We start from the raw sequence: 19074 nt of genomic DNA on the forward strand, positions 1-19074 counted from the left end.
TGTTAGGTATGAAAAATAGTAAGCGACTACACCCATTCAGAAGTTTTGTCTTTTTTATCTTTTCGATAGCCTTCTTAGGCGGCTGCGCGATAAAAGCTAAAAAAGAACCTTCAACCTTAGCTAATCTAAAGGTTTTAAGTTATAATATACATCATGCCAACCCACCTAGTAAACCCAATTTGATTGATATAGATGCAATTGTTGGCGTGATTAAATCGGCAGATGTAGATTTAATTGGCTTACAGGAAGTCGATAATGGGACAGCTCGTAGTGGACATAAAAATCAGGCGAAATTGATAGCGGATAAGTTAGGGTATCAGTACCGTTATTTCAAAGCTATAGATCATGATGGAGGAGAATATGGTTTAGCGATATTGAGCCGTTTATCCATCGATACTTCAATCTTGGTGCAGCTGCCGCAAAAAGTGGTAGCAGAAAAACGGATTTTGGCTGCCGTGCAGTTAACGGTAGGAGGACAACCCGTAATATTTGCAACAACACATTTGGATGCTACACGAGATCCTATCAATCGTCAGGTACAGATAGAACATATCGTTGACTATTTTAAATCTGAGAAAAAAGCGGTTATACTGTGTGGCGACTTAAATGCCGTTCCCGATAGCAAAGTTATACAGACCTTAGACAACGCGTTCAGACGCAGTTGTGTGGAGGGCTGCGAACATACGGTTCCTCAGATTCAACCTAGGCGCACGATTGATTATATTGCCGTCAAGAATGCTAACTGGACTGTTGTATCGCACCATGTCCTTGCGGAGTCCTATGCTTCAGATCATCGGCCTGTTAAAGTGATTTTCGGATTTTAGATTATATTTTAGGTCGTTTGGTTTTCCATTGGAGGATAAAATAAATCCTCCAATGGAAATTTAAAATCTATTTTGTCGTCATATTTCAGCTCTCTTTCTCTCCGTCATATTTTACCACTACTTGTGGGAGGCGTCTTCTTTATATTTTTGCAGTTGAGATTCAAGAACTGCTAGGTCTTCAGTAGCAAATTCCTTTTTGCTTTTAATGCCTCAATGGATTTTTGTTGCGTTTCTATAGCCTTGGGTTTATTGTTGGCCAGCCAGTACCAGCTAGCCATATCATTATAGTACTTGGATAGATTTGATATTTTGACATTGTCTGCATTCCTATATTTTTCGTAGGCGTCTGCGCCTAAGGCGTAGATTTCCGGTACTAAGCTCGATGTTTCCGCGCGAAATTGGATGGCCCGTATAAAAAAGTAACTGACATCAGCAAGATCCTTATCTGGTTCTGTCAGGATATTTTTTCCATATTCATAGGCCTGTTTTTGATCTATTTTAAGTAGAGCGGAAAAAATGTAAACTGGAATATACGGAGCGTGTTTTAATCTTGGTTCTTTTTTTAATAAACTGTCTACTTTGGAAAGCAATAAGTTTGGCTCATTCATGTATTGATTCAAAAAGTAAATAGTTTCCATTTGTAGTTTCTGGAAATATTCTTCCTCATTTCGATTTTTTTGACTTTCACTGATATGCCAGTCATTATTTACTATTTTCTGTAATACAGTATCCAAGTCTTTGGGGTATCCTATCCATGCCATTTGTCCGTCTGCATTCACGACAAATGTTCTGGGGATCCCATTTTTTTTCTCGTCAAAGGCTACGATCCATTCTTCTACCATGTGGCTGCTGTCGTCAATGGCAACATGATAATCCATACGGCTCCCCATACTATCTACAAAGGCTTTAATCTTACCGATAGGGGTACTTTCTTCTTTATATATGTCTACCCCGATGATAGTTACCTTGTCTTTATATTCAGCAGCCAATTTGGACAGATGCGGCATAGCTGCGATGCAGGGCCCACACCAGGTTGCCCAAAACTCTATTACATAGATATGTCCTTTTTCCAACTGTTGTATAGGATCGCCCTTAAGCCATTCTCCTACCCTTAGCGGTGGAGCTGGATCACCAAGGTCTAATGTTGACTTTTCTTGGCTTTGCGCAACACTATTGAAGCTTATAAAGCACAAAAAGAGTTGGAGGTATTTTCTTATGGTCATAAGCTTAGTTGCTTTAAGCGAGTGAAATTTTGGTATAAAAGTCTGTCGCTTTATTTTTTAAACAGAACCTTTAAGGTAGAAAGCGGCTACGATTGCCGAGAAGATCAAGACCGGTAACGCTATATTGAGGATTGCCTTCCAGATCGAGAACTTCTGCGTTACCGCGATTCCAATGATAAAAAAGAAAACAACATTAATTGCCAGAATACTCTGGACGACTTGGTATACCATTTTAAACGTATTTATACCCTGATCTGTACTTACTGCCCAGAATGCTTTGGTAAAATAAGATGGGCCAAATAAGGAGACACCGACTATATGCAAAACAAGGAGCCCTATGCCCGGTATTATAGCATAGCACATGATACGGAATATATCTTTGCTTTGGGCAGATCCCGAGATCCATTTTCCTGTTAACGAGAGTATAAATGCAAATAGTTGATAAAAGATTATGGTGAGGATGGCGTTTACAAGAAAAACCTTTATGAAGATAGACATTGGTGTAATGTTGTCAACCTCAATCTCTCTAAATCTACTGAGATTTCCTGCCAGTACGCCGAAATAGAAAAGAATCCACATGTACTTTTCAAAACGTTGATCTGTTATATAGTTGAAAAACCAGCGCGGTTTGGTCCATATATTCGATATTATAAAACGTAGAGTACCTTTTTCTTCAATTTGTTGTTGCATCGGTTTGTATTGTTTTTTTTTTAAGTTTACAATTATGTTTAAATATACAAAATATTTAGATTTTTGAAGTTTTATCTCTGCTTTGCTCTCTGTAAAAGCCATTATTCTGTTATTTTGCTTTTTACAAAGAGCAAAATTTGATATATTTGTTTTTTGTAGAGAGCAATATGGACACCTTATTTGAAAAGTCTTACCAGAAATTTCGACGTATCAACGTACAGCACAAGCGTTATTTAATGGACGGAATTGATTGGAATAGTAGATTAATTGGGATTAAAGGGGCTCGTGGAGCTGGTAAAACGACTTTAATGCTTCAATATGCAAAATTGAATTTGCCTATTGGCAAGGAGACTTTATATACTAGCCTAGATAGTCTTTATTTTACTGCTAACACCTTAGCCGATCTAGCTGACCAATTTGTTAAAAAAGGCGGTAAGTATCTCTTATTGGACGAGGTGCATCGTTACAGCAATTGGTCTCAGGAGATAAAAAATATCTATGATGATCATCCTGAACTTAAGGTGATTTTTACGGGTTCTTCAATCATGCATATCAATCGTGCAAAAGGAGATTTAAGCCGTAGAGCTGTGATGTACGAGCTGTTTGGTTTGTCTTTTAGGGAATATCTTAATTTCGTATTGGAAGAATCTTTCAAGCCGATATCCTTCGATGATTTAATACATTCTCATACAGCTGTAGCTATGGATTTTGTCGAAAAAGTCCAGCCACTTGCTCATTTTAGTAGCTATTTAGAACATGGGTATTATCCTTATTTTTTGGAAGGAACTTCCGTATATCCTCAAAAGTTATCAGAAACAATATCACTTGCTATCAACATCGATCTTCCGGCATTTCATGATATTAATCCGGGGAGCGTTGAGAAAATTAGGCTTCTCTTATACATCATTGCGCAGTCGGTCCCTTTTAAACCCAATATTTCAAAATTGAGCGAGCGAATAGGAGTGAGTCGCAATAGTTTGGTTCAATATATCCGATACTTAGAAGATATGCGTATCATTAGAGGGCTTTACTCGGATGCCAAGGGAATTGGGATGTTGCAAAAGCCTGAAAAGATCTTTCTTCAACACCCTAACCTCCAATTTTCATTAGCAAAAGAAAACAGCAATCTTGGCAATGTACGCGAGAGTTTTTTTATCAGTCAACTGTCCAACCTTGGAGATGTGAACTACACGTCCGACGGCGATTTCGCTTTTAGAGATTATGTTTTCGAGATAGGTGGTAAGAATAAAACCAATAAGCAGTTAAATAATATAAAGAATGGATATGTCGTGGCTGATGAGATGGAGATCGGACACCTTCATAAGATTCCTTTGTGGTTATTTGGCTTTTTGTATTAAATGAAAATAGCTCGTTTTCAGCTCTCTTTAGTAGCTTAAGCATATACACTATTAAGCTCTTTTTTAATATCATCCCAAGTTTTGGCAGTAGATTTTCCCTCTAAAAACTCTTTTTGCGTCTTTTCAAAATCAGCAATCTGAGCTTTCGAAAGTTTATAATCTTCAGGGGATTCATTGACGACATACGATATACCGAAGCGTTCTAAGATTTCTCTAAGAACTTTTACATCTTTCTCGTTCGATATTTTTGCAGTACTTGTAGTCATACTCTGTTGAATTTGAGTAGTATAGTGTAAATAATATACAGATTATTTCTTGAACTCTTCCCACACTGTGGTAACGACCGCTACCTCTTCAGGATTCTTGCTGGTCACTGCCAAATGCTTCAAAAGTTCTTTTATATCTATCAGCACATAGGCTTTGGGACTTGCGTGTATTCCAGCTATGACTTCTCGCGCAAATGCAGGATCAGTAAGGGATACGACGACCTTGTCTACTTTCTCATGCGAATCACTCACCTGCCAATCATTCGGAGGGGGGATATCGGACACGAGTTAAAACTTAAGCGATTTCGTCAGATTCAACCATATCCTTTTGAATATAGACTGATCTTCGGTGATTATTTCGGCATCTGCCATTATTCCCGGCTTTAGCTTGATGACCGAATCCTGATCGGTACGTATCAGCGTCACCCTAGAAAAGAACAAACTGTCTTTGACCGGTATATCCGATATATAATCCACCTTACCTTTCAGATAGCCGTATTCCTGATGCGGGTAGCTCCGTACCTTGATCAATACCTCCTGCTGCGCTTTCACTCTGGAAGACGCCTGTTGCGGTATCAGTATCTCTCCATAATAGTCGTCCTTGCCTGCATTGATATAGAATAGGACGTCTCCCGTCTTTACCAATTGGTTTTCCTGCAGGAAGTCCCCATAGACCAGTTGACCGCTGGAGGGCGTGCTAATCACATATTGTTTTTTCCAGTTTTCGGCATCGGATATAAACGTGTTCAGCGACTGGAAGAATTTTTTCTCTTCCTCTATCATCTGGTTGTTGATTTCCGATAGCTCCTTGTCTTTGGCCAGTAAGCTGCTCTGGTTGCCGATCAGTGTGTTTTCCATCTGCGGTATGGCCTGTCTCTTGGCCAGGAGAATAGCCTCCTTCTGCTGCAGTTCCAGTGGACTTATGATTTTCTTGTCGGCCAGTAACCTGTATTTTTCATATTCCGCTTCGGCCAGCGCCAGTTCCTTTTTCTGAAGCTCATAGGTCTGCTTGATACGGCTGTTCTGATCATTGACATACTGCACCTCATGCTGGATAAAATCCTTTCTTTTCTGAAATATACCATCCCGGTTTACCGCCTTATAATTCAGGTAGGAGAGGTAGAAGTTCTGATAGCTGCTCTGCAATTCGCCCAGATCAAGTTCGGTAGGAGAGACCAGATCTTCCAGATCCCGTACGGAGGAACCTTCATTACGGATGGTACGTAGACGTTCCAGTATATCGATGACCTGCTTATGGTCTGCTATACTTTCCAGATAAGCGACATCCGTTCCTTTCTCGATCCATTGTCCTTCTTTAACCAGTATGCCGACCAGATTTCCGTTGACCTTGCTGACCAAGGCCTTTGGGGCATTGCTGGTGTTGAATTTCATGGATACCGGAACCATCTCCGGATAGCGGATAAATACCGAAAGGCCGATGATCATCAGGATCGTCAGCAGGACAAAAGAAATTCCCCTACGCAAAAGCCAGGAAGGTGGTTTTGCAATGATTTCCTGTAGATCTTCCGAGTGTATATCTTCGTCTATATAATTTTTCTTAGCCATGCTCCTAGTTTCCTAATTCCAGTTGGTTCTTTACCAGTTCATAATATTTACCCCGTTTTGCGGTCAGTTCAGTGTGTGTACCCTGTTCGACCACATTACCTTTTTCCAGTACGATGATATTGTCCGCATTGCGCACGGTGCTGAGACGGTGTGCTACCACAATGACGGTACGCTGATCAAAGAACCGGTCCAGTTTCTCCACGATTTCCTTTTCGTTGTTGGCATCGAGGGAGTTGGTCGCTTCATCCAGAAAGATAAATGCCGGATCCTTATATACCGCACGGGCTATCATCAGACGCTGGCGTTGGCCCTGACTTATGCCCTTGCCCGCAGTCCCGATCTTGGTGGTCAGTCCAAAAGGTTCATCCTGTATGAACTCTTCCATATTGGCAATGTGTACCGCATTCTGCACCTTCTCTTCATCCGGAAACTCGTCATTGATAGCGATATTCCGCTCGATGGTATCGGCATAGACAAAGTTTTCCTGTAGAACCGATCCACAGCTATCCCGCCACAGTCCGAAATCGATCTGATCCAACCGCTTGCCACCGACCAGTATCTCCCCCTCTTCGGGGTTGTAATAGCGGAGCAGGAGCTTGAGTATCGTCGTCTTTCCACTACCACTGGCACCCACGATCGCGGTGGTACGTCCTGAAGGAAAGGATAGATTTAACTTGGAGAAGACCGGTTCATTACCGGCACCGTAGTACCGGAATGTCAGATTGCGCAGTTCAATGGTTCTATCCTCCGGCAGTTTGGTCAGGTAATCTTTTCGGATGTCCTCTTCTTCCTCGGTTTCATAGATCTCATTCAGCCGTTCCAGACTGATCTTGGCATCCTGATAGGACTGCATAAATCCAAGCAGGGATTCTACCGGATTGGATACCATACCCACGATATATTGTATAGCCATCATTCCACCGAGGGTAATGTCGCCATCGATTACTGCTTTCGCCGATATGTAGGTGATCAATATCCCCTTCACCTGGTTGATCGCCATGGATCCCACAGATTGATATTGGGATAGGGCGAGGCTTTCCACCTTGAATTTAAATAGTTTGGCCTGTAGGGCTTCCCATCCCCAGCGCTTTTGTTTCTGCGCATTATTGAGCTTGATATCCTGCATGCTCTGTATCATCTCCACCATGTAGGTCTGGTTTTCCGAGGCGATTTTGAAGCGTTTATGGTCCAGCTCCCTTCTATACTTCATAAAGGCCAGTATCCAGAGCGTGTACAGGGCTGTTGCGATAAGGAACACCATGAAGATGGTTCCGTTATAAACGATCAACAGCGACCCGAATATCAGCATATTGACCAGCGAGAAGAGCGTATTCAGCGTACTGCCGGTCAGGAAAGATTCTATGCGCTGCTGGTCGGACATACGCTGCATAATATCCCCGTGGGTCTTCAGATCAAAGAAATTCATGGGCAGCTTCATAATCTTGATCAGTAGGTCGGTCAGAATGGATATATTGACCCGGGTACTGATATGCAGCATGATCCAGGAGCGGATAAAGGACACGGCTGTACTGCCTACAAAAAGCATCAGTTGGGCGATCAGTATGAGGTTGATAAAACTGATGTTCTTGGTATTGATACCGATATCGACAACGGATTGGGTCAGGAACGGTGCGATCAGCGATAGGAGTGTGCCTAGCACCATGCCCAGTATTAGCTGGACAAAGAGCTTTCTGTATTTGTAGAAATAGGTGAACATTTTACTCCAGCCTAGTTTTAGATCAGGCTCCTCTTCATCGATCTGATAGAAATCGGGGCCGGGGCTCAGCAGGAGTGATAGCCCTTCATGCAGCTCTTTGGTGGAGAACCAGTTCTTGGCAAACTCTTTTTCATCATAAGACACGAGGCCAGATGCGGGATCGGAGATATAGTACCGACCACGCTTGATTTTATAGAGTACCACAAAATGGTTCTGGTTCCAATGGAGTATAGCAGGTAGTTCGATCTGGTTGAGCTGTTCGAGAGACAACCGTACGCCATAGGTACGGAAGCCAAGCTTTTCAGCCGCTTCGGATATACCAAGTAGGTTGACCCCATTCTTAGTCGTTTGGCAAAGCTTACGGATTTTATGGATGGATACCTGCTGCCCATAGTATTTGAATACGATACGGAGACTTGTGGCGCCGCAGTCCATCTGGTCCATCTGTTTATAATGGGGGAAGCGTTTTAGCATGTTGTTTCAAAAGAACAAATAGACTTAATAGAATACAGTTATATACGATTTTAAATTATAGTGTTAAAAATGTAGTTGTTTAAACTAAAATTGGAGCACTACATTTTAATTTTTTTTATAAAAACTTCTAAATATTCAAAACTCAGGTCATCGAGTTGTTTGTCATCGTAAATAATTTTTCCTGACTCATCTATTAAAAAGTAATTTGGAATGCCTCGAATATTAAACATCTTAGTAGTTTCAATCATATTTGTTTCAAGTAATTCGGAGACATTTATCCAACTGTTTATATTTTTATCGTGGATCATTGTTAACCATTTTTCTTTGTTTGTATCTAGACTAAAATAAACAACTTGAAGTCCTTTGCTTTTATATTTATTATGAAGAGCTTTTAGTTTTGGTAAGCTTTGCATGCAGGGGCCGCACCATGAAGCCGAAAATGCTAATATGTAAGGTTGCCCTTTTAATGACTCATTTGTAAAAGATGAACCATCAGCTTTGGAAGCTTTAAATATTGGAACCTTTTTCCCAATTTTGTAGATGTCGTTATAATTGATTTTTTTTTGTATCATATTTTCCAAAGCTTGGCTTTTAGGGTCATTTTTTATGAATTCAGGAGAAATCGATTTAAATGTTTCTAAATATAATATCATATTTTCTTTAATATCCAAAAATGATTTATCTTGGTTAAAAATATCAGTTAGATATTGTATTTTAAAGTTATTTGTAACGTTCGAGTTTTTTAAAGTTGATAATATAAAGGGATAACAGCTATAGATAAGTGAGTTAGGGATATATCCTTTAGATGAATCACTTGCTAAATATTCTAAAATTAAATTACTTTTCTTACTTTCCCATTCCGCGTTTAATTTATTTGACAAAGAATTAGAGTAATCTACGTTATCTGTTGAGTTAGGTTGCTGAATTGAGTCGATAGCACTAAACAAAATCTGATTCATTTCAGGATCAACAACAAAGGGTATCCATGCAATCCTTTGATTTTCAAATGTATCTATTACTATGATTTTGCCTTTTGAGTAATTTAAGTAAGATGGAGTTTTGATTACGAAGTCCTGTTTTATGATAGTATCGATATTTAAATTTTTGTCGAAGTTCTCTCCATCGTAGACAGTTACAAGAAGCTTTGCATTTTCTAATGTAGTGATTGATCGTAAAAGAATATCCGTTGTTTGTGCTCTACTGAAATTTAATATAAAAGTTAGGAAACTTATGATTATTAATTTTAGATACATTAGTCAAGATTTTATTATATATACGTTGTTCAAAAAACAACGTATATATAATTAATTAAAACGAAGGTTTTTATACACTACCTTTTTTTACACATGGTTGATGAAGGGCCTGGCCGCTGCTAGCTTTACACCAACATTGACCAGTCTGGACATTTTCTACACATTTACCTGTTTGTTCCCCTACAGTACTATTTACATAGATAGTACACGATTCACCTGTGTAGCACCGACTTTCTCCAGCACCTTCATCGCTTCCATCAGGACAGTCTATTATTCCATCCATTTGTAAAGCGGCATCAATGCACATTCCATTTCCACATTGAAACTCACCAGGTCCACAGGTATTTCCGCCTTGTGTCATTTTTAGAATTTCCCTAGACAGTGTTTTAATGCCCAAAGCATCTAGATCATTTACTGTAATCTTTTTCATAAGTTTTTAATTTTTTTGTAGTCTTAAGAATTGTCTATGACATTTCATTTTGATTACATTTGTTTATTAATTTTTGCATTCCGCTCACTTCGGATTGCTTGGTTAATAAATAGAGAGAATTGTGAGCTCTCTTTTGCCCGAGTACATTTCGAACTGGCTCGGGCTTTCTTTTCTGACAGAATTTGTCTTTTATAGACAGAAAGAATCTATCGGATTTTTCTAGAAAAAGTTCTTAAGGTCTGCTATATTGTAATTGTCTGGTAATTCTCTACCGTTGATGTAGATAGTAGGAGTAGCTCTGATCTTCATGTCATTACACCAGTCTCGCATAGCTTGTATTTTTTCTGTCTGTTGCTTTAATTCGCCATTCATTGGATATTTTTTAGCAAAGGCTTCATAATCTTTGCTAGGAGCCATATACCAATCGTCTAATGCGGTGTGTACCGTTTCTACTCCAAGTTTCTGCTGTATAGCCAACAGGTGTGCTACAGGTGGTGTTTTTATATCTTCTTCTTCTCCTGAGGCTGTGAATATAATACGTACTTTAACATCGTTATTTGAATTGACAATATGTTCCAACTCAGGGTGTGCCTTTGCACAAGGCCCACAGTACGGGTTACACACTTTTATGATTTCATTTGTAGCATTTGGGTTTCCTACTACAATACCGAGATTTTCTACCGAATAATTAACAGTCTCAGCTTTGTCTAATAAAGCGTTGAATATCTCCGGATTATATCTTAGGTTTTTCCATTTCTTTTCATAAGACTTACTGTCGTTTGCACTTTTGAAAATAGGAATGGCTTTATAAGCTGCGAATAAGAGAGACGATCCCAACAACAGAACTATTATGGTGCTATAAGGTGTTATGGCCGTTAAAGCATAAGTCCCGCTTACCATAAATACAACTGCTATAAGCGCGTTGACAGCTAATACAGCCTGAACAGCAATACATAGCGGACACCATTGTTTTACTATTTTCCCTTGATAATATATGGAAAATAGGATGTATGGCGCAGCTATGATTGATAGAGTTGACCATAATGCTATAAAAGATATATTAGCTGGAAACAGGATTTGCGTCACAAAGAAGCATGCAAAATAGGCGAATCCCCATGTCGACCAACTCAAGCCAAGGAAGGAAGCTTTGGATGAGGTTAATACCGCATTGCAGTTCATCTTTTTGGCGTTACCACCACAGACCTCTTTAAGAAAGGGATTGTGTGCGTCTATATCGTGCCATAACAGTAGAGACGATGCAAGAAGCCCAATGAAAGAGGTTAGAATATATCCTATTCCTATTCCGTTCTCTATTCCAAAAGGGGAGGATAAACTAAAACCAACTGAGGTGATAAGTGCTAAAATTGTCAAATAGACTGGAACTCGCTTGGATACTTTACGTGCGCGTTCTTTTGTTCTATTTGTTTCCAAATTTGGCTCATCCTTGGCAGCGGATGTGTCCATCAAGAGGATAATGTTCTTGTCTATCTTTTCAAAATCTTGTAAGGAGATGCTTTGAATTGAATTTGATAGGGGTTCAAGGTATTCTATACCGTTATCTTCTGCCTTAGTGACTATGGTAAAGCTTGGTTTTGACCATCCTTCTTTTTGGATCGAACAGATAAAAGGCGTTTCAAAATCACTATAGCTATATTCTCCTTTTCTAATAGCAGCAGATTCGATACTATAGTCGAAAAGAATATCTTTTAAAGAGAGTAATGAAGGGTATTCCGCGTGGTTGACTAATTTGTCGGATAAGTTTTTGCTTGTGAATTTGACATTCAATCCCCGAAGCAGAAATTTGCTGATGTTTAAAATGTCATTCTCTTTTTTAACAGTGAACAGATTTAGTATGCTCATAACAGTTTCTTTGATTTCTGGTTATTTTGTATTCAATCTGAATAAGCAAATGAATCTTCTCAAATTATTTTTATTAATAGAAATAATGTTTTTGGGATAAATATTCCTTTAATAATGTTTACTATGATTATTTTTATAATTTTTAAAATTTGCTTGCCAAATTGTTATTTGATGTAGTTTAGGTCGGGAGTTAGTTGTTATTCCTGACCTAAACTACATCATCTCTTACCCCATGACACATCCATCACATCCAACCATGTACCAAGAACCGCTCTGCCCAGGGTACACTCTCTCACATAGAGAGGAAGGGGAGTCTTTTGTGAACCAACAACTTGACATTCCACTTTCGGAGACACAAGCAATACAGTTGTCTTTAGTATCACCATCATCAATAGTTCCAGTGCCAGGAGTATTACCCCCCATAATTCCTTTTAATTCATCTCTTGTCAATGTTTGTTCGTTTGACAAGCTTTTAAAACTAATTTTTTTCATAAATTTGAAAAATTAAATTAAGTATTGATATCCACTCACTCTTGGATATCTTAAGAGGGCCTTTTACAGAGAGCCTTCTGCTAGTCCAAGATCGTTTGCAACCGGCTTGGACTTTTTTATTCGAATTTTTATAAACAAATTCTATAGTTCTATCGTGAGTTCTATCTTGGGAAAATTTTTATATTACAATTGGGTTCTATTTTGACACAGCTAAATCTTTGATCGTTTTGAAACATGACAATTTTTAATAGTATTTAAAAGAGCAATAGCCAATGAAAAACTCTTATGTTCCCAAATAAAAACTTTGATGCTTTCATAGATGTTTGTTTATAAGAAGGTTATTAATTCTAAAATTATAAAATATTTTAAATTATTCAAATTTTTTTTAATTTTTATTGTGAAATAATTTCTTTTTGAAGAAAAAGCACTATATTGAAATGTTTCTAAAAAATTATAAACCGAGAATACTGTTCAAGTAAACCAAAAGACAGAAAAGCAACAGATGCCCAAAAACCTATTAATAATCCTTTTATTTTCTTATTTAACCCAGTTTGTACAAGCGCAGACTAAGCTTACCTTAGATCAATGCCTCGACCTGCTGCAATCGCAGAATGAAGATATCCGTCAGGCCAATATCAATATCTTACTGGCCGAGGTCGATGTAAAGGATGCGAAGAATGCCTATATTCCTACGCTTTCGTTCGGGGCGGGGCATAGCTATAATCTAGGTCTTGCCTTTGACCAGGTGGCGGGGCAGCTGATAACGGGCAATAAATGGTCCAATAATGCAAATGCCAATATCAGTACCCGTGCTACTTTATTTCAAGGATTTGCATTACGGAATAAACTCAAACAGTCGCTCATAGGGCTAGAGAGCAAAGAGGTGCAGAAGAATCGGTTGGAACAATCCCTTAAACTGGAACTACTGGCCAAGTACTTCGAAGCAGCAGCCAATAAATCGCTGCACCAAACGAGTCTGAGGCAGTTGCAATTTGCACAAGAACAGTTAAATCAGGAACAGACCAAGTTTCAATTGGAGACCAATACACTCGTCGATGTAGCACAGGCGGAGAGCCAGGTGGCCAGTAGCGAATTGACTGGTATTGTGAATATGACTTCTTATACCAATAGTCTGGTCGCTCTAAAGCAGCTACTTGGATTGCCGCTGACAGATTCTGTCTCTATTGAAAATCCTAACCTCGAGTTAACTACTGCGGCATTGTTACCACCGGGACAGACGAGTGTCCTCGATGATCCGACAATCCAACTTGCCGAACTATCTTTAAAACAATCGGAACTCCATCTTAGATATGCCAAAGGACCTTACTATCCCACGGTCAGTTTTTCGGGCGGATACGGTACGAATTATTCTTCCGAGCGAAAGGACTATCTGACAGGAGCCTATATGCCCTTTTTTAATCAGCTCAACCAGAATAGGAATCTCAATTTTGGTCTATCATTGAGTGTTCCTGTATTCGATGCCTTCAAGACCAAGAATAATATCAACCGACTGAAGCTCGATCTGGAAAATAAGCAGTCCGAACTAAATAAGACAAAAGTAGAGCGGGAGAAGGTATTGACCCTGGCTGTACAGGAGTATTACAAATCGGCGAAAGAATATCAGGTGTTACAGGTGCAGTATGCTGCCCAGGAGAAAAATTATGGCGCTATGAAGGAGCGTTACGATATTGGTGTGACTACTGCTATGGAATATAACAAAGCTTTGCTGGATTACAATCTTGCCGAAGCCAATGTGATTAAAGCCAGATATACGCTGATGTACAATGGCGAGGTGATTAAAGTGTTGAGAGGAGAGAAGTGATAAATGTTTATTTGGAATTTTATTAATAATAATCGCTTTCACTTTTTATTTTTGCGGTTCTTCCAGGGTATCTTCAAAAATGGTCGCAACTTATTGTGTTTCTTTAATATGATACTTTTATCTTTGTTCATACTTTCTGTTTAAACGTAATCCAGAATTCAACAAAGATTCATTAAGCTTTTTAAATGAAGAACTTTCAACAGTTATGTCATATTTAGATTCTAATAATAGCTTATCGATATCCCTTAAATCGACTTTGGCGCCTAAAATCTTTTCAATTTCTATTTTTAAATATTCTAATCTGACCTCTCCCCAAATTTAAACAAGATGATAGAAAAAACAAATTGTATACATATGAAATCATTTTTTGCAATATTTATTACTTTATTGTCTCTTCCTTTTGTCTCTTGCGTTGAGAAAAGGCAAGCAAACCAAGATGGTGAATCTGTTGAAGAGCCAGAAGTAGAATATTTGTTCGACTCAAATTCGAACAGTTATTTAAAAACTGAGCAAACGGATTCGACTATGACGATTTTTGTCTGTAATCTCGGGGATAGCTCTTTTGTACGTAAAGTTGTTAAAAGGGAGAAGCTTTCTAAGACGCGAGAAGCATTAGCAATACTAGATAGTACCACAACAATTGATTCGAATAGATTTTACAGCTCGGTTTATCCAGTTATTGAATTTAAGGTATTCTCTTTGCCTGGCGATCGTAAGATATTAGATCAGACCTGGCATAATACAGGTTCAAAAGAATTGGTTATGAATATAGATCGAATAAAAATTGATGCTAAAAGGTTTACCCGGATGAATACAAGTTCTTTAGGATTAAAAATAAAAGTAAATAAAAAAGGCAAGATAGTAGATGCTGCATATTATTCTAAGGTCAAGGATTTAGATCATTTGTTGATCCCAATTATATCAGACGATTTATTAATCCTAATTATAAAAGAGTTGAAAACGAAGTCAATTCCCCCTTACTCACTGTTAGGTATACCGGTGGATGTGGAGATACCGATTACAGTGAAAATTATAGATTCAGTTACAGTTCCCTCGAAGACTGTTGTTCGATGAAATTTTTGAAATACAGTTCAGACTTTCTGGTAGTAAATTGCAAATAAATATAGATTCAATTACTTGGCCTTTCTTTACTCTAACGTAGAGTGCCGTCACCATCCTCGCTGTAAATGATATGCGAAAACCCTTTATACCCATCTTCGTTAATCTTTTTGGTATGATGGAGGTGTATATTGCCCGATGGTGTGCCATTGACGATGATTCTCGAAAATGCCCCTATCTCATCAACTATCTGTTTTACGGATTTTTCTGTTCTGAATAAATCGTCCTTAATCAAGGAAATCAGTTTTTCTTTTATAGCATTAGCTTTCGCTAGGGATTGTTTTGGGTCTTTTTTTGGAAGTATTTGTTGAACGGCATTTTCAGGATAAAAAAGTTGTGGAGATATATTTAGGTTAAGTGCAATTGCATTGATTTGGTCATGAGTGTACATTTCTCCTCTACCTGGATTTTCAACGTGACCAATATAACCATCACTAACATCTAGGAGCGTAGCAATGTAAGACTGTGATTTTTTCTTTATTATTCTGCATAGCGTTATTGTCCCTATTGTTTATCGGTTCTTAGGCCCTCGGAAGCCTGCACGTCGGTAACATAGGGCTCGCTATAGTTGTTGTCCGATTTAGAGACTCATAGCTGATAAATTTAATTTATGAGTATGAAAAATAACTGTACAAAAATCTAATTTCAGCACCCGAGTAACTTCGGCCGCTAGGGCGGTCTCGCAGTGACAGGATGGAGGGTAATGCTGAAAACAGGGAAAGTCTTCGTTCTACTCAAGACATGCCTTTGTCCGGCCTTGATTCTGCCAAAACACGGTCGATCCCCGATGAATCCCCGGTCACCATCGGGGCGCGATCGGAGAACCATCGGAAGTTCATCGGGGAAAAGTAGTATTTGCCCAGATCCTGGCAGGTACCCAAGGGGCTAGCGCTGCTTATCTGTCGCCTAATGATGGGGTATCAGAGGGTCCACAACCAAGAATGGGCCAAGCGCCTACAAAGCCCAGAGAAAGAGCAGCAGATAGGTAATGCTTTTGCAAGCGACAACGAGGTGTCCGACAGGAGGGAGGTAGTGACTTTCTTCGCCCTTTGTTCGCCCCTTGTTCGCCCCTTGTTCGGCAAATGTCTACCTATTCTCTACAGATTGTCTACAGATTGTCTACTGTTTCTCTATGTATTCTGTAGAGAAACAGTAGACAAACATAAGACAGAAGGTAAAGCAGTTCCGAAGCTGTTGCGAAGCAGTTCCGAATAAGGTATGGACAGGGGCCTCTTCGAGCATCTTTGGCTAATACTTAAGCATTACATTAAAAGTGCTTCGGCGTATCCCCTGCTTCTAACAATAACGAGGATGTGGTAAATAATATCTATATGGATTGATTGGTTTTAAGGGTTTTTCGCGCGTTTTGTGAGGGTTTTAGGGTCAATATGGACTTGTGGTTGTATAAGAAAATAGAGGTCGGCAAATCGCTTTAAAAGAGCTTATTGGTTTTAAAGTAAAATTAAAGCTTTTTGCGGATAGCCTACAGCATCTAGTGTTTATTGTTGTTTTATTATATATTATGGCTTATGAATTAGCCTTTAACTCGATAGTCTGCCCTTTCTTTAAGGTGAAGGTATAATACCCATCTTTTTTGACGGCCCAATTTTGAGTTAATTTTAAGCCCACAAGTGAGTCTTCTTTAATCCTGAGGACGCCACTGTGTGTAGCTTTAATCTTAACGTATCGTAGTCTTCCCTTGGATTTGGCGGCACTGACCAAAAAGCCGCCTTCGGTCCTTAGGTCATCAAAAGAAACATCCTGCCAGCTGGATGGTGTAGCCGGGAAGATCTCGATATAACCGCTTTTGCTCTGTAAAAGCAGTTCGTGGATGCCTTGTGCAAAGGCAAAATTGCCTTCTAGTGTAAAAGGTCTATACGTAAAACCTGAATATTGACCGCCCTTTTGGTCGCCGTTGAGATGAAAGGAGTTGATCGAACAAAAATTGCTTGCGAAACGTTGTAGATTGGTTACCGCTTGTTCACTTTGTTTGGCCCTCGCATGTAGACAGGCCATCCATCCGAAAGAATAGCCGACCCAAGCTTTTGTCCCCAGACTTTCTAAATGACGCAGTGACCGGGTGATTAGTTCATGATCGGCGGCGTTGTTGATATCCAGTAGGGATAAGGGATAAATAGCCATATAAGGCGACATATGTCGATGCGAATGCTCCATAGCGTGATGGACAGCGACCAATATTCCGCTTTCGTCTGCCGCAAAATCAGGTAGCTCTTTTTTGATTTTAAGCCAGGTCGTTGCTTCGCTGCTTTGGTCAAGAGCTGTGCTTACCTCGGCTGCTGCTGAAAATATAAAGTGGGCTAGTCCCAGATCGAAATTGGTCCAATTGCTAAACCAGGCATCCACACGATTGTCGTTATACTCCGGGCTGCTGCTCAAAGGGATATACCGCTTCCCATCTTTTAAGTAACTGATGTTTTTCAGAAAGGTAGCAGCTTCGATGATATAAGGATAGGCTTGGCTTTTAAGGAAATCATCGTCCATGCTGTATTTCCATTGCCAATAGAAATGCTGCGCTGTCCAGGCACTTACCGTAGGAGAAAGGGAATACTGGATCCAGCCTCCCATGGGGTAGCCATTCAGGGTGAGTACGCCGGGGATATTCAGCCCTTCGACCCCAAAATATTGTTTGGTGTATTTCAAATTCTCAGGTCGGACTTTCCAAAGCCAGTCGGTAAAAGTTTTTGCTTCGGAAAGATGATTGGAAGTATAAGCCGGCCAGTAGCTCAGTTGTGTGTTTAGATCATTATGAAAGTCTCCTTTCCATGGAGGAAGTCCACCATTATCGGCCGTCCAGATGGCTTGTAAAGTGATGGCGGGGGCACCGGGTCGCGCTACGGCGCCTAGCTTGTAGATATCCAGGTAATATTGTTTTTCGAGCAACGGGTCTGGAATGGATACGCTGGATCTCGACCAGTATTCTTGCCACCAGGCTTGGTGGCTTTTGAGGAAAGATGAACCGATATTGGTCTCCAATGTAGCTGTGGTATTATTGGTGATCGTCCAAAAGCCAGTCACTTTCTTCGCCGATACCTGCTTCCACTGCAATAGCACTTCAAAGTACTTGCCGTCATAGGTCGCTTGATGAATACGTTGCTGATCAGGATCGCTTACAAGTTTTCCTTGGCTATAGCCCAGTCTGGAGAGATTTTGGCCACTTACCACCGATGCAGCACCCGCATCGTGGTGGGTAGACTGGTATTGGTGCGGAACCAACGAAGGTACCGCATGTGCGGCATGGACTCCTTCGATCTCAAAGTATCCGATAGGCGCTGTCGCATGTATGAAGCTTTTTAAAACGGTACCGTTGTCAAAAGTAAGGGTATGTGTCGCCGTATGGATATCCAATATGTTGGAGGTCACTTTGCCCAAGGCCTTTAAATCAAATGTCAAAGCAGCTGCTGGAAGCTTGGTCGGATAGGGCGAGGCATCGTAGGGGCGATCTCCCCATTGATGGACCTCGGAGTAATCATTTTTTTTAACCTGTTGTACGACCCAGTTGAAATCGTGTTCTTCAATATTAAAAGCTTTCCTTTCGTCCCACAGGTCTGCTCTGTCCAGGGAAAAGCGTAAGGTATTTTCTTTTTGCCATACCAGCGCACCCAACATCCCATTTCCTAGAGGAATGGCTTCGTCCCATCGGGAAGCTAGATGGTCAAATGTTAAATGATGTTCTTTAGCTTTTTGGGCAGAGGTAGGTAGGCAGTATATCCATATAATTACGACTAAGAAAAATTCTCTCATAATGAAGTCTATAAATGTGTCTAAAGCAAAAATAGAGAATGATTATTTTCAGGGATATAACGATGTTACCCATTGTTAGTCCAAAATTACCATTTAAGACTAGACTAGACTAGACTAGACTAGTGCCAATAACAAATGCCTGTATCAACTGCGATATATACAGTTACGACAGTGTATCTGCTAAATACAACATAACATGGCGCGCCAATAATTGGTCT

Annotated in this window: 17 protein-coding genes; 5 read left to right on the forward strand and 12 right to left on the reverse strand. The window is 39.8% G+C overall.

The features are described from left to right. Positions 1-8 precede the first annotated feature (8 nt). A complete protein-coding gene (locus G7B18_RS08075) occupies positions 9-824 on the forward strand; it encodes an endonuclease/exonuclease/phosphatase family protein (protein ID WP_164122311.1) in 816 nt (271 codons plus the stop codon). 170 nt (positions 825-994) lie between these two features. Here the strand turns inward: G7B18_RS08075 and G7B18_RS08080 are convergent, their stop codons facing one another. Together G7B18_RS08080 and G7B18_RS08085 are read right to left on the reverse strand one after the other, a co-directional pair. Beyond that, positions 995-2047: a TlpA family protein disulfide reductase gene (locus G7B18_RS08080; RefSeq protein ID WP_164122312.1), complete on the reverse strand. Its 1053-nt coding sequence runs from the start codon at positions 2045-2047 to the stop codon at positions 995-997. Positions 2048-2104: 57 nt separating this feature from the next. Next, positions 2105-2737 carry a YIP1 family protein gene (locus tag G7B18_RS08085; protein WP_164122313.1) on the reverse strand — a complete coding sequence of 211 codons (633 nt, stop codon included), beginning with the start codon at positions 2735-2737 and terminating at the stop codon, positions 2105-2107. 167 nt (positions 2738-2904) lie between these two features. Here G7B18_RS08085 and G7B18_RS08090 point away from each other — a divergent pair, with 167 nt between their 5' ends. Then, on the forward strand, positions 2905-4095 hold the full coding sequence (locus G7B18_RS08090) for an ATP-binding protein (RefSeq protein ID WP_164122314.1): 1191 nt from the start codon (positions 2905-2907) through the stop codon (positions 4093-4095). Between the two features lie 35 nt (positions 4096-4130). Here the strand turns inward: G7B18_RS08090 and G7B18_RS08095 are convergent, their stop codons facing one another. The 8 genes from G7B18_RS08095 to G7B18_RS08130 all read right to left on the reverse strand — a co-directional run bounded on the left by G7B18_RS08095 (position 4131) and on the right by G7B18_RS08130 (position 12129). Beyond that, entirely contained in the window at positions 4131-4361 is a 231-nt protein-coding gene (locus G7B18_RS08095) for a hypothetical protein (RefSeq protein ID WP_164122315.1), read from the reverse strand. A gap of 42 nt (positions 4362-4403) precedes the next feature. Further along, entirely contained in the window at positions 4404-4646 is a 243-nt protein-coding gene (locus tag G7B18_RS08100) for a hypothetical protein (RefSeq protein WP_164122316.1), read from the reverse strand. A gap of 3 nt (positions 4647-4649) precedes the next feature. Next, on the reverse strand, positions 4650-5927 hold the full coding sequence (locus G7B18_RS08105; protein ID WP_164122317.1) for an HlyD family secretion protein: 1278 nt from the start codon (positions 5925-5927) through the stop codon (positions 4650-4652). Between the two features lie 4 nt (positions 5928-5931). Further along, positions 5932-8118: a peptidase domain-containing ABC transporter gene (locus tag G7B18_RS08110; RefSeq protein WP_164122318.1), complete on the reverse strand. Its 2187-nt coding sequence runs from the start codon at positions 8116-8118 to the stop codon at positions 5932-5934. Positions 8119-8216: 98 nt separating this feature from the next. Continuing rightward, positions 8217-9371 carry a TlpA family protein disulfide reductase gene (locus tag G7B18_RS08115; protein WP_164122319.1) on the reverse strand — a complete coding sequence of 385 codons (1155 nt, stop codon included), beginning with the start codon at positions 9369-9371 and terminating at the stop codon, positions 8217-8219. 70 nt (positions 9372-9441) lie between these two features. Next, positions 9442-9801: a low-density lipoprotein receptor class A repeat-containing protein gene (locus G7B18_RS08120; protein WP_164122320.1), complete on the reverse strand. Its 360-nt coding sequence runs from the start codon at positions 9799-9801 to the stop codon at positions 9442-9444. 219 nt (positions 9802-10020) lie between these two features. Then, positions 10021-11661 carry a vitamin K epoxide reductase family protein gene (locus G7B18_RS08125; protein ID WP_164122321.1) on the reverse strand — a complete coding sequence of 547 codons (1641 nt, stop codon included), beginning with the start codon at positions 11659-11661 and terminating at the stop codon, positions 10021-10023. Positions 11662-11886: 225 nt separating this feature from the next. Next, positions 11887-12129, reverse strand: a complete 243-nt coding sequence (locus G7B18_RS08130; RefSeq protein WP_164122322.1) for a hypothetical protein — start codon at positions 12127-12129, stop codon at positions 11887-11889. Positions 12130-12655: 526 nt separating this feature from the next. Between G7B18_RS08130 and G7B18_RS08135 the strand changes: the two genes are divergently transcribed. After that, positions 12656-13975, forward strand: a complete 1320-nt coding sequence (locus G7B18_RS08135; protein ID WP_164122323.1) for a TolC family protein — start codon at positions 12656-12658, stop codon at positions 13973-13975. A gap of 354 nt (positions 13976-14329) precedes the next feature. Beyond that, on the forward strand, positions 14330-15049 hold the full coding sequence (locus G7B18_RS08140) for a hypothetical protein (RefSeq protein ID WP_164122324.1): 720 nt from the start codon (positions 14330-14332) through the stop codon (positions 15047-15049). A gap of 79 nt (positions 15050-15128) precedes the next feature. Here the strand turns inward: G7B18_RS08140 and G7B18_RS08145 are convergent, their stop codons facing one another. Then, the gene (locus G7B18_RS08145; protein WP_164122325.1) at positions 15129-15485 is read right to left on the reverse strand and encodes a hypothetical protein; all 357 of its coding nucleotides are present in this window, start codon (positions 15483-15485) and stop codon (positions 15129-15131) included. 464 nt (positions 15486-15949) lie between these two features. Between G7B18_RS08145 and G7B18_RS08150 the strand changes: the two genes are divergently transcribed. Continuing rightward, complete coding sequence (locus G7B18_RS08150) at positions 15950-16309, forward strand: hypothetical protein (RefSeq protein ID WP_164122326.1); 360 nt, start codon at positions 15950-15952, stop codon at positions 16307-16309. Between the two features lie 312 nt (positions 16310-16621). Here the strand turns inward: G7B18_RS08150 and G7B18_RS08155 are convergent, their stop codons facing one another. Continuing rightward, a complete protein-coding gene (locus tag G7B18_RS08155) occupies positions 16622-18856 on the reverse strand; it encodes a glycosyl hydrolase family 95 catalytic domain-containing protein (RefSeq protein WP_164122327.1) in 2235 nt (744 codons plus the stop codon). Positions 18857-19074: the final 218 nt, after the last annotated feature.

Origin of the sequence: Sphingobacterium sp. xlx-130 (genome assembly GCF_011007405.1) — a bacterium.
Classification (GTDB): Bacteria; Bacteroidota; Bacteroidia; order Sphingobacteriales; family Sphingobacteriaceae; genus Sphingobacterium; species Sphingobacterium luzhongxinii.

Coding starts and splice junctions, on each gene's coding strand:
- G7B18_RS08075 (WP_164122311.1), top strand. CDS start 9: ATGAAAAATAGTAAGCGACTACACCCATTCAGAAGTTTTGTCTTTTTT.
- G7B18_RS08080 (WP_164122312.1), bottom strand. CDS start 2,047: ATGACCATAAGAAAATACCTCCAACTCTTTTTGTGCTTTATAAGCTTC.
- G7B18_RS08085 (WP_164122313.1), bottom strand. CDS start 2,737: ATGCAACAACAAATTGAAGAAAAAGGTACTCTACGTTTTATAATATCG.
- G7B18_RS08090 (WP_164122314.1), top strand. CDS start 2,905: ATGGACACCTTATTTGAAAAGTCTTACCAGAAATTTCGACGTATCAAC.
- G7B18_RS08095 (WP_164122315.1), bottom strand. CDS start 4,361: ATGACTACAAGTACTGCAAAAATATCGAACGAGAAAGATGTAAAAGTT.
- G7B18_RS08105 (WP_164122317.1), bottom strand. CDS start 5,927: ATGGCTAAGAAAAATTATATAGACGAAGATATACACTCGGAAGATCTA.
- G7B18_RS08110 (WP_164122318.1), bottom strand. CDS start 8,118: ATGCTAAAACGCTTCCCCCATTATAAACAGATGGACCAGATGGACTGC.
- G7B18_RS08115 (WP_164122319.1), bottom strand. CDS start 9,371: ATGTATCTAAAATTAATAATCATAAGTTTCCTAACTTTTATATTAAAT.
- G7B18_RS08120 (WP_164122320.1), bottom strand. CDS start 9,801: ATGAAAAAGATTACAGTAAATGATCTAGATGCTTTGGGCATTAAAACA.
- G7B18_RS08125 (WP_164122321.1), bottom strand. CDS start 11,661: ATGAGCATACTAAATCTGTTCACTGTTAAAAAAGAGAATGACATTTTA.
- G7B18_RS08135 (WP_164122323.1), top strand. CDS start 12,656: ATGCCCAAAAACCTATTAATAATCCTTTTATTTTCTTATTTAACCCAG.
- G7B18_RS08140 (WP_164122324.1), top strand. CDS start 14,330: ATGAAATCATTTTTTGCAATATTTATTACTTTATTGTCTCTTCCTTTT.
- G7B18_RS08145 (WP_164122325.1), bottom strand. CDS start 15,485: ATGTACACTCATGACCAAATCAATGCAATTGCACTTAACCTAAATATA.
- G7B18_RS08155 (WP_164122327.1), bottom strand. CDS start 18,856: ATGAGAGAATTTTTCTTAGTCGTAATTATATGGATATACTGCCTACCT.